The sequence below is a fragment of the Embleya sp. NPDC025285 genome (assembly GCF_055558835.1).
On record NZ_JBVHLU010000304.1, the window covers coordinates 1 to 1,278 of the forward strand.

The following is a 1,278-nucleotide window of genomic DNA, read 5'->3' on the forward strand; positions in this document are numbered from 1 at the left end:
CTGAGGGGCCCCGCGTTTTCCGGACACGTTGGCTTCTGTCGTTTACGCCGCCAGTCCGAGTTGCTTGTGCTCGTTCAGGACTTCCAGTGGCGTGCGATATCCCAGACGCGAGTGGATCCGTCGGCGATTATAGAACCCTTCGATGTATCTGACAACCTCACGGCGCGCTTTCGCGTGGTCCGTGAAGACGTAGCGGTTCAGCCATTCGTTCTTCAGCGCGCCAAAGAAGGATTCCGCCATCGAATTGTCCCAACACACTCCGGTGCGGCCGACCGACTGTCGGATACCATGGTGACTCAAAACCCGGGCGAATTCCTCGGAAGTGTAGTTGCTGCCGCGATCCGAGTGGAATATCGCGTCCTTCTCGATGTCGATGCGTCCACGAGCCATGTCGAGTGCGGCGGTGACCAGTGAGGTCTTGAAATGGTCGGCCATCGACCATCCGACGACCGCTTTGCTGTGGCAGTCGATGACTGTGGCGAGATAGAGGAATCCCTCCCAGGTCGGAATGTAGGTGACGTCCCCGACGAGTTTGACGCCCGGCCGGTCCGCGGTGAAGTCGCGGCGGACCAGGTCGGGGATGCGCGGGTGCGCGCCGTCGGCGCGGGTCGTCACGACGCGCCACGGCCGGGGCTGGCAGGGGACGAGCCCCAGGTCGCGCATCAACGCGCGGACGAGTTCGGGGGAGGCCGCCTCGCCGGAACGGGCCAGGACTGCGTGGACGCGCCGATATCCGTAGGTCTCGTGATTCGCCGTGAAGATCTTCTTGATCGCCGCCTTCAGCCGGTCGCGCCGTTGTGTGGTCGCGGATTCCGGGCGGATTCGCCATTCGTAGTATCCGGATCGGGAGACATCGAGCCATCGGCACATGTCGGCGACACGAAAGTTTGCCTTCTCCGCGTCGACGAGTTCATAGCGGGAACTCACCGATGGTCGCGGGCGAAGAAGGAGGCGGCTTTTACCAAAAATGCGTTCTCCTCGCGGAGTTTCCGATTCTCGCGCTCCAGTTGCCGTTCACGCTCCGTCGGAGCCTCCCGATCCCGAGGCTTCGATCCCGGTCCCGCCATCGACCTGCGGTACTGCGACACCCAGTTCCCGAGCGTGGTGTCGTGAATTCCCAACTCGCGTGCGACATGCGTGATCGGTCGAGGACCGTCCAACACCATGCGAACGGCCTCGTCCTTGAACTGCTGCGTATATCTTGGCGGCACGTGCTTTCTCTTTCCGGTTCACTGCAACCCTACGCGGGTCACTGTCCGGAAGATCAAGGGCACCTCA

General features: G+C 62.3%; 1 protein-coding gene. It reads right to left on the reverse strand.

Features of this window, described 5'->3' with window-relative positions; all coding sequences use genetic code 11:
* Positions 1 to 42: 42 nt before the first annotated feature.
* Positions 43 to 1,166, reverse strand: a protein-coding gene (locus ACZ4FV_RS52390) for an IS3 family transposase (RefSeq protein ID WP_465328554.1) whose coding sequence is annotated in 2 segments (ribosomal slippage) — positions 43 to 962 and positions 962 to 1,166 — 1,125 coding nt in all. Because the reading frame shifts where the segments join, the coding sequence is not laid out codon by codon here.
* Between the last annotated feature and the right edge of the window lie 112 nt (positions 1,167 to 1,278).